Genomic DNA, 9,804 nt, shown 5'->3' on the forward strand with positions numbered 1-9,804 from the left:
TATCTTGGGTAGAGGGTGGGTTGATATTTTAATTGCGGGTATCGGTATTATTAAAGTTACGGAACTTAAAAATGAATATCAAAATAAGGAAACATTCATTTTTCCTTATTTTGATAGTTTACCTCTTTTTATCGCTCTTTATTTTCAAGTAATTTCACAATTTCTCTATTAAATGCTGGCAAGTCATCTGGTGTACGGCTTGTGACTAATTGTTTCTGGCAAACAAATACCTCCTCATCATGAAATTTAGCACCTGCATTTTCTAAATCTACACGAATCGATTTATAGCCAGTTGCATCGCGGCCATTTAAAGTCTTAGCCGTAATGAGTAATTGAGGTCCATGACAAATGGCAAACGTCGGCTTCATATCATCCATAAATTCCTTTACAAAGGCAACCACACGATCATCTGCACGTAATATATCTGGAGAAAATCCACCTGGAATAAACAGTGCATCAAACTCTGCAGCCTTCACCTCGTCAATTGCTTTATCTATTTGTACTTTCTTTCCGTGCTTGCCCTGTACGTCTTTCCCAGATTTCGTATCAATTGTTACTAGTTCATGACCTGCTGCTTCCAACGCTTCTTTTGGACTTGTATATTCTATATCCTCGAACATATCAGTAATGACAGTAGCAATTTTAGCCATATTCATCAAACACTCCTTGTTTTTGTGATTCTGTACTACTATTCCCAATCCCATTACTTTCAAACATTCTATTTAGGTACGTATGTCCATAGAAAAAACTCGATTTCCTGTAATGGAAATCGAGTTTGACTGATTTTTATTCTGCTAGACCCATTTCAGCGCGAACGACATCAGCAATGCGATCTACATAACGTGAACAGTCTCCCTCTGTTGCAGCTTCCACCATTACGCGTACAAGTGGCTCTGTACCAGAAGGACGGACTAACACACGACCGTTCCCTGCCATTTCCGCTTCAACCTCAGCAATAACAGCTGCAACCTTAGCATTCTCAGTTACTGCATGCTTGTCAGTTACACGAACGTTTACTAAACGCTGAGGGAAAATTTTCATTTCGGATGCTAGCTCAGAAAGTTTTTTTCCAGTCGCTTTCATAATATTCACTAGCTGAATACCTGTTAGTAAGCCGTCACCCGTTGTATTATAGTCAAGGAAAACGATATGCCCTGATTGCTCGCCACCTAAATTATATTCATGGGCACGCATTTCTTCCACAACATATCGATCACCAACTGCTGTTTGAACACTTTTCATACTATTGCTTTCTACAGCTTTGTAGAAGCCCATATTGCTCATTACCGTTGATACAATTGTTTGTTTTTTCAAGCGTCCCACTGCATTTAAATGCTTACCGATGATGAACATAATTTGATCACCATCTACAATTTTGCCATTTTCATCAACTGCGATCAGACGATCACCATCGCCATCGAATGCTAGGCCAACATCTGCATCTTTCTCAGTGACAAATTTAGCTAGTCCTTCTGGATGTGTAGATCCTACACCATCATTAATATTTAGACCTGTTGGTGAAGCACCCATTGTTGAAATGTCTGCTTCCAGATCAGCAAATAAATGTGTAGCAAGAGAAGATGTAGCACCATGTGCGCAGTCTAGTGCTACATGGATGCCATCAAACTCTTCATCTACAGTTTGTTTTAAGTATTGAATATATTTTTGTCCACCCTCGAAGTAGTCACTTACGGAACCTAAATCTGCCCCTATTGGACGTGGCAACGTATCTTCTTGTGCATCAAGTAATGCTTCAATTTCATCCTCTTGCGCATCTGTTAGTTTAAAACCATCCGGACCGAAAAATTTAATGCCATTATCTGCAACTGGGTTATGTGAAGCTGAAATCATGACGCCTGCATTTGCACTCAGAATTCTCGTAAGGTAAGCCACACCTGGAGTTGAAATAACCCCTAAACGCATCACTTCTACACCGATTGATAAAAGACCAGCCACAAGTGCACCTTCTAGCATTTCACCAGAGATACGTGTATCACGACCAATTAAAACCTTGGGACGGTCAGTTGCATCCTTTGTTAAAATATAGCCCCCTACTCGGCCAAGTTTAAATGCGAATTCCGGTGTTAACTCACTGTTCGCGACACCACGGACGCCATCTGTTCCAAAATATTTACCCATTTTGATTATTCTCTCCTTCAATGCATGTCGGTGATCAGTTCATCCATGTGACAAAAAGATCACTCATCTGCTTACTTTTGGAAAAGTCAATTTTCGTTTATTCACTGGTAACTATTAATTAAATTTCTATGCTTATTATCTGAATTTGAACAAGTCTCTCAATTTTATAAGCAACTTCTAAAAATGCAAAGAATAAACATAGAGTATTTCGATTTAGCTTGAGTATCTATTATCGTTCATGCTTTTTCTTATCCGAGAAAGAATACTCTACCGATAGAGAATGAATCTCTACTGAATCAAAATAAAATTATAGTCAGTTATTGTTTAAGAATCAATATCTTCTGTTTTCTCAGTAGGAGTATTTTCATCAGAAGGTGTGGTATTAGGTTCCTCAGAAGGTGGTGAAGGTGGAGGAGTAGAAGTTGTTGGTGTTGTTTTCTCCTTCTCTACCTTTGTAATATCTGCCTTTATTTTAATTTTTGTGTCAGATATTTTTGTCACGCCTTCTGGTAATTTTACATCATATTCATACGTTTTAGATTCTGTAATTTTTGACAAATCCACTTCTACAGGAATTCCATTTAAACTGTCTATAATTGATTTTCTTCCATACACTCTCACCATTTTTTGATTAAGTGTTAATTCATTAATGGTCACATCATCTGGCGCTTTTCCAATTTCCTTCATAACAACAGGGAGTTCCTTACTATATTCTGCTATATCAACTTTTACTTTCACAGTCTCTGGTTCTATTGTCACGTCTAATTTATTTAAATCACGGTCTAACACTTTAACAGCTGCTACCTGAGAGAATGGTTCCGTTAAACCTTGCTCGCCTGTTACAGTAGCTTTGACATAACTAATGCTTTCAATTGCACTTTTCGCACCTGTTACATACACTGTTGCTGGCTTAGCAGTCATTCCTTTTAAGATAAATCCTTCTTCGATTAAACGATTGTTCATCTCAGGGTCAACACGAAATTCCTGTGTGACTTTCTCTTCAATATTTACATTCACCATCGCTGGGTCTAAAGTAACTTGTAATTTATTGGAAATATTTTCGTACTGCAGCCTAACATTATGCTTTCCTATTAGCAAGTTACTTAAATCCACAAATACCGAGAAATCTTTTGCTGCCTTTGCCTGTAAAACAAGTTGCATTGGACCTTTTATTGTCACATCAACAGTTTTCGGCAGACCTGTAACAATAAGATTCTCATTGTCATAATAAACATCGACAGGCACATCACGAATTACATCTGTTTGCTCATTAGAGGTTGTTTTATTTGAAGAAGTTAGCTCCGTACGAACGGAGAAAAAGAGCAAACAGGCAAGAAATAGTGCGATGATTCGTAACACCCATGGGCTATCCATCATTTTATCCATTCTTTTTCCCCCTCCAAGTCAACTTAGAGGCTGCATTTGATTCTTGTGCTGTTCCAAACCACATGTTACGTAACAGTGTTTCAAATTCCTCTAGAGAAAGATTTCGGTGTAGATTGCCATTTAGTGTAATACTAATAGCACCAGTTTCTTCTGATACAACAATCGTTATCGCATCTGTCACTTCACTTAGACCAAGTGCGGCACGGTGGCGTGTCCCAAGCTCCTTTGAAATAAACGGACTTTCAGAGAGTGGTAAGTAACAAGCAGCTGCAGTTACTTTATCCTTCTGTATAATAACAGCCCCATCATGAAGTGGTGTATTAGGTATGAAAATGTTAATAAGTAATTCAGAAGAGATTGTAGCATTAAGACCTATGCCTGTCTCAATATATTCATTTAAACCTGTTTCCTTTTCAATAGAAATTAACGCCCCTATACGTCGTTTTGCCATATAACTAACAGATTTTTTCATAGCCTCAATTAGCCTTGTTTGTTCTTCCTCGACCTGACTGGTAGATCGTTGGAATAGCTTACCTCGACCAATTTGTTCAAGACCCCGTCTGATTTCTGGTTGGAAAATGATAATTATCGCTAAGAAACCAAACTCGATGACTTGATTGAGCATCCAGCCTAACGTTTCTAACCCTAAAAAGTCCGTAATGATGCGCGCAATAATAATTACGAAAATCCCTTTTAATAATTGGACAGCCTTCGTACCTTTAATGAGGGTTAAAATTTTATAAACAACGTACCAAACAAGCAGTACATCTAAGAAGTTAATAACAATATTCACAGGTGTTAAATCAGCGAAATGTTCGATAATTTGCACGTGGCATCCCCCACTTTTCATTGCGAATCCATACACATTTAAGTATAGCACATTCTTATCAAATGTAACTTTTTTCAAATGAAAAGTCTACTCATAAGAGTAGACCTTTCAGCCTCTCACGTGCACTATCTTTTAGGACGTATAGAGTGTTATTTAGTTTCTTCTTTATCCTCGAATGTCAAAGCGGTTTTTACTGAATTTTTGATTGTATACCATAACCATTCGAATGCTTCGTCAATTTCCTCTATTTTACCTGATACAACTGCCGAAGAAGCCATATACTGCCCGTTAATAACAGTGACATTGCCATCAACTTCACCCTCAACAATTAAATCACCATTTTTAACAACAATATCGCCTTTCACCACTTCTCCCTCAGGTACAATAACTGTCTGACCATCAACAACTAAGTTTGGCTGCTTGGTCACAGAGAAATGTTGATCATCCATGAAGTTCCCTATTAAAGTTGCACTCATGAATAAGCAAAATACTGCTGCTGCCACAAATAATGGATGCCGGCGAATCCATTTTTGCATGCCTACACGACTTTTGGGTTTAGGTAAACGAGCCATCACGGATTCTTCAAAATGCGGAGGTGCTGTAATATGGGAAGCACTCTTCACAAAGGCGATTGTTTCACTCAATTCCTGCATCAATTGTTTACAATCACTACATGAATGCAAGTGTTGTTTTAACTCTTGCTCATGCTCACGACTAATGTCACCGTCTAAATAATCATGCATATAGTCTATAATATGCTCTGGACAAGTATTCATGACGCTCCCCCTCCTACAGATTGTTTAATTGCTTACGTAATGCTTCACGTCCGCGGTGAATTCTCGTTTTCACCGTTCCAAGAGGCATATCTAAAATCTCGCTAATTTCTTGCAACGATAACTCTTCAATATATTTCAATACTATAACTGAACGATATTTATCTGGCAAACGTCCAATTTCATATTGAATGCGATCCTGTAGCTCCATTTGCTCTATTTGTTCCTCTGGTAGCTGGTCATCTGCTGCGATTTGCGAATACATATCAAGCCCTTCTGTACCAGCTACTTCTGCATCTAAATAATAATCCGGCTTTTTTTTCCGAATACGATCTATGCAGAGGTTAGTCGCTATGCGATAAAGCCACGTCGAAAATTTTCGTTTCTGATCAAAAGTATGCAAATTCATGTAGGCACGAACAAATGCTTCTTGAGCAATATCCTCAGATTCTTGTTTATTTCCTAACATCCTATAGCATACTTGGTACAGTTTGTGCTGATAGAGACTCACAATATCGGCAAATGCGTTTTGATCGCCTTTAAGCACTTGTTTTATTCTCTTATTTACTAACGCATCCATTGTGTTGACTTCTCCACCTTTACAACTGTCTTATACTATACGAGGTTCTGATAAGAAAAGTTTCAATTTATTTTTATTATTTTTAATTATAGCAAAAGATTTTTGTTCATTGTGGTGAAAGACAATTATTTGTTAATTTTCTTTAAACTAGTGTTTCTCCGAATAAAGAACCCATTAAGGCAACTGCAACATTGGCTGTTGTGTTTTTTTCATCTAAAATCGGATTTACTTCAACAAATTCAGCGGATGTTAACATACCTGATTCTTGTAGCATTTCCATAGCTAAATGACTTTCACGATACGTAATTCCCCCTGGAACAGGTGTCCCCACTCCTGGTGTATACAGTGGGTCCAGACCATCTAAATCAAGGGATAAATGCAAGCCATCTACATTCCGTTCTTTTAAATAGGCAAGAGCATCTTCCATAACACGCGTCATACCAAGGCGATCAATTTCGTGCATTGTGTACACCTTAATCCCTTGCTGACGAATAAGCTCGCGTTCTCCTGGGTCTACAGATCGAGCTCCGATAATGATAACATTCTCTGGTTTAATTTTTGGCGCAAAATCCCGAATACGAACTAAGCGCTCATGGCCAAGCCCAATGCTTACAGCTAAAGGCATACCATGTATATTGCCAGAAGGTGTTGTCTCAGGTGTATTTAAATCAGCATGTGCATCATACCAAATAACACCTAGGTTTTTATAATGTTCTCCAAGACCAGCAAGTGTACCAATAGCAATACTGTGATCTCCACCAAATACTAATGGAAACCTTTTTTGTTCTAATACTCCATGTACATTATTTGCTAAAGCTGTGCTAACATCAATAACTTCCTCTAAATTAAGTAGTTTCTCATCTACAACGGCATTTTTAAGTGTTTGACTAACTCGAATATCCCCTAGATCCTGTACCTTATGACCAATTGCTTCTAAGCGTTCCACAACTCCCGCATAACGGATCGCACTAGGGCCCATGTCTACACCTCTACGTGCTTGCCCATAATCAGTTGGAACCCCAATAATAGAAATATCAAGTTTATTCATCTTTTTATACCTCCTTCTAGTTGTAAGGTTATTGTAAAGCCTATATCTACCTTGGCTCAACTGTACATTTTTTTGCATATTTATGCATATATTTTGAACATAAAAAAAATCTCCTACTGTTTTCAGCAAGAGATTAGTATCTGTAGTTAATGTAACACTTTTTAAATAATTTATACTAAGAAAAGTGAGCCATGAAGGACTCGAACCTTCGACCCTCTGATTAAAAGTCAGATGCTCTACCAACTGAGCTAATGGCTCATAAAAAGAAAAAAATGGCTGGGGTACTAGGATTCGAACCTAGGCATGACGGAATCAAAATCCGTTGCCTTACCGCTTGGCTATACCCCAATCATTTATAAAACTGGTGGAGGGGGACGGATTCGAACCGCCGAACCCTAAGGAGCGGATTTACAGTCCGCCGCGTTTAGCCACTTCGCTACCCCTCCGAAATAACACTATATGGTGGAGGATGACGGGCTCGAACCGCCGACCCTCTGCTTGTAAGGCAGATGCTCTCCCAGCTGAGCTAATCCTCCATAGAAACAGGTGTTCATTTCTTAACAGCTTATTTTCTTTTTAAGCCTTTGCATTACTACAAAGCTTTAAAATGGTGACCCCTACGGGATTCGAACCCGTGTTACCGCCGTGAAAGGGCGGTGTCTTAACCACTTGACCAAGGGGCCATTTCATTAATGTTCCAAACAGGACAAGATTTATATTACCATTATTTCTAACTTAATGCAATACTTTTTTATATTTTCTTGAACTATGTATAAAAGTATCCTAAAAATGGGCAAAAAAATGGCTCCGAAGGCAGGACTCGAACCTGCGACAACCTGATTAACAGTCAGGTGCTACTACCAACTGAGCTACTTCGGAACAATGCTATTCAACTAAGTTTTCTAAAAACTCTTAAGTACATTTATTATTATAGCAAGCATTGTAAATTATGCAACACTTTTTATAAAAAATTTTATATTTTTTGTCGAATGGTATTGTAGAAACCATTAAAAATCAAAATAGTTCTCTATTAAATCTAATATTTCTATTTTGCGTATTTAATATTCTTGCTGTATATTATTGTAATTGATAAAATAAAAATAGTTTTACGAATTTTCTATTATTTCCGGGGAGGAATGTTCAAATGGTTACAAACAATTTAATCGCACCAGAATTTTATAACATTACTGAGGAATTAGAGAAATTTTCTCAAGATAGTGAACGTCAAGCAATAAGATGGTTAAATACTCAACAGGAGCGCCGAACTATTTCCTATGTTGAACTTGTTCAAAAAATGAACCAATACGCACATGCCTTTACGAAGAGGGGGCTTCAAAAAGGCGATCGCGTATTAGTCATTACTCCACGACTACCTGAGGCATACTTTGTCTTTCTTGGCTGTCTAAAAGCTGGGATTGTTCCTATATCTTGCTCTGAGATGTTGCGTGCAAGTGATTTAGAATATCGTATGGAGCACTCCTCTGCAAGTGCAGTGATTGCCTTTGAGGCATTCACTGGTGAAGTAGATCGTATTACTTCTTCTGTTGAGGCTTTAAAAAACAAATTGGTTATCGGAACTGCTACAGGGAATTGGACGTCGTTAGATGAATTAGCTAGCACGCAGCCAGATACATTTACTGCAGTTCCTACAAAACGTGATGATATGGCATTTCTTTCTTATACTTCTGGTACAACTGGTAAACCTAAGGGTGTTGTTCATTCGCACGGCTGGGGATATGCACATATTCGCACAGCAGCTTCACAATGGCTCTGTGTACGTGAAGGTGACTTAGTATGGGCTACCGCAGCTCCAGGATGGCAAAAATGGATTTGGAGTCCGTTTTTATCTACTATAATGCTAGGTGCAACTGCATTTGTTTATCATGGAGGATTCGATGCAAAAACATATCTTCAGCTACTTCAAGATGAAAAGATAAATGTATTATGCTGTACACCAACTGAATATCGTATTATGGCGAAAATTGATAATTTAAAAGATTACAGTCTATCATCATTACGAAGCGCAGTCTCTGCTGGTGAACCATTAAATCGACCGGTTATCGAAGCATTTATGAATAATTTTGGTCTTAAAGTCCGAGACGGCTATGGTCAAACAGAAAATACACTGCTAATCGGCACACTAGAGAATACTGAGTTACGTCCTGGTTCAATGGGTGTTCCAACTCCTGGTAATATTGTACGTATTGTAGACAATGAAGGTAATGAAGCATCTGTTGGAGAAGTTGGAGATATCGCTGTACATAAGTCATCTCCCGCTTTGTTTAAAGAATACTATCGTGAGCCTGAACGTACACAAGCTGCCTTCCGTGGCGATTGGTATATTACTGGTGACCAGGCCAAATGTGACGAGGATGGCTATTTCTGGTTTGAAGGTCGGGGAGATGACATCATTATCTCATCAGGCTATACAATTGGACCATTTGAAGTAGAAGATGCTTTGAATAAACACGAGGCTGTACAAGAATGTGCTGTTGTAGCAGCACCAGATGAAATCCGAGGACATATTGTGAAAGCCTTTGTTATTTTACGAGAAGCCTTTAGAGATCGCGATGAAGAGGAATTAACAAAAGAGCTACAGGAGCACGTTAAGGCATTAACAGCACCATATAAATACCCTCGTAGCATTGTCTTTATAGATGAATTACCTAAAACTACTTCTGGTAAGATTCGACGTGTAGAACTACGAACAGCAACTGTTTAAAATGATCTAGTGACCCAATTATATTTTGCAGTTTCTTTGTATTCAAAAGAAGAAAAGTAAACAGTGGATTCCTCTATTTTAGGAATAGGAGCTTGGGTATCCATAGCAAAGGTATTTCAACTGAATCAAATCTAGCAAAAAAAGAGACATTTCAACCAGATGTAGATGTGCTGGTGAAATGTCTCATATTTTGTTGTTTTTGGGCATAAAAAAAAAGCCACTACTGAGTTTGTCAGCAGCGACTTTTTGCGCCTAGCGACGTCCTACTCTCACAGGGGGAAGCCCCCAACTACCATCGGCGCTAAAGAGCTTAACTTCCGTGTTCGG

General features: G+C 38.4%; 8 protein-coding genes, 6 tRNA genes and 1 rRNA gene. 1 reads left to right on the top strand and 14 read right to left on the bottom strand.

Annotated features, from left to right (window positions below; genetic code table 11):
* Positions 1-128: 128 nt before the first annotated feature.
* The 13 genes from AC2CGN_RS14955 to AC2CGN_RS15015 all read right to left on the bottom strand — a co-directional run bounded on the left by AC2CGN_RS14955 (position 129) and on the right by AC2CGN_RS15015 (position 7,634).
* A complete protein-coding gene (locus tag AC2CGN_RS14955; protein ID WP_286924473.1) occupies positions 129-650 on the bottom strand; it encodes a type 1 glutamine amidotransferase domain-containing protein in 522 nt (173 codons plus the stop codon).
* Between the two features lie 136 nt (positions 651-786).
* Complete coding sequence (gene glmM / locus AC2CGN_RS14960; protein WP_484514693.1) at positions 787-2,139, bottom strand: phosphoglucosamine mutase; 1,353 nt, start codon at positions 2,137-2,139, stop codon at positions 787-789.
* 324 nt (positions 2,140-2,463) lie between these two features.
* Complete coding sequence (locus AC2CGN_RS14965) at positions 2,464-3,525, bottom strand: CdaR family protein (RefSeq protein WP_484514695.1); 1,062 nt, start codon at positions 3,523-3,525, stop codon at positions 2,464-2,466.
* The gene (cdaA, locus tag AC2CGN_RS14970; RefSeq protein ID WP_286924429.1) at positions 3,518-4,354 is read right to left on the bottom strand and encodes a diadenylate cyclase CdaA; all 837 of its coding nucleotides are present in this window, start codon (positions 4,352-4,354) and stop codon (positions 3,518-3,520) included. Before cdaA ends, AC2CGN_RS14965 begins: the two co-directional genes overlap by 8 nt.
* Before the next feature lie 149 nt (positions 4,355-4,503).
* Complete coding sequence (locus AC2CGN_RS14975; protein WP_054771243.1) at positions 4,504-5,130, bottom strand: anti-sigma factor family protein; 627 nt, start codon at positions 5,128-5,130, stop codon at positions 4,504-4,506.
* A 13-nt stretch (positions 5,131-5,143) separates the two neighbouring features.
* On the bottom strand, positions 5,144-5,707 hold the full coding sequence (gene sigW, locus AC2CGN_RS14980; RefSeq protein ID WP_054771242.1) for an RNA polymerase sigma factor SigW: 564 nt from the start codon (positions 5,705-5,707) through the stop codon (positions 5,144-5,146).
* Positions 5,708-5,849: 142 nt separating this feature from the next.
* Positions 5,850-6,755, bottom strand: a complete 906-nt coding sequence (gene rocF, locus AC2CGN_RS14985; protein ID WP_286924428.1) for an arginase — start codon at positions 6,753-6,755, stop codon at positions 5,850-5,852.
* 185 nt (positions 6,756-6,940) lie between these two features.
* A tRNA-Lys gene (locus tag AC2CGN_RS14990) sits at positions 6,941-7,013 on the bottom strand.
* Between the two features lie 15 nt (positions 7,014-7,028).
* Positions 7,029-7,103: transfer RNA gene (locus AC2CGN_RS14995), tRNA-Gln, on the bottom strand.
* 14 nt (positions 7,104-7,117) lie between these two features.
* Positions 7,118-7,201 (bottom strand) — tRNA-Tyr (locus AC2CGN_RS15000).
* Between the two features lie 14 nt (positions 7,202-7,215).
* A tRNA-Val gene (locus AC2CGN_RS15005) sits at positions 7,216-7,291 on the bottom strand.
* A 72-nt stretch (positions 7,292-7,363) separates the two neighbouring features.
* Positions 7,364-7,438, bottom strand: a tRNA-Glu gene (locus tag AC2CGN_RS15010).
* Between the two features lie 119 nt (positions 7,439-7,557).
* A tRNA-Asn gene (locus AC2CGN_RS15015) sits at positions 7,558-7,634 on the bottom strand.
* A gap of 265 nt (positions 7,635-7,899) precedes the next feature.
* Between AC2CGN_RS15015 and mbcS the strand changes: the two genes are divergently transcribed.
* Positions 7,900-9,477: an acyl-CoA synthetase MbcS gene (mbcS, locus tag AC2CGN_RS15020; protein WP_286924427.1), complete on the top strand. Its 1,578-nt coding sequence runs from the start codon at positions 7,900-7,902 to the stop codon at positions 9,475-9,477.
* A gap of 250 nt (positions 9,478-9,727) precedes the next feature.
* On the opposite strand, the gene rrf is transcribed toward mbcS, so the two are convergent.
* Positions 9,728-9,804: ribosomal RNA gene (gene rrf / locus AC2CGN_RS15025) — 5S ribosomal RNA — on the bottom strand; the annotation flags it as partial.

Source organism: Lysinibacillus sp. DFXJR4 (assembly GCF_057196045.1).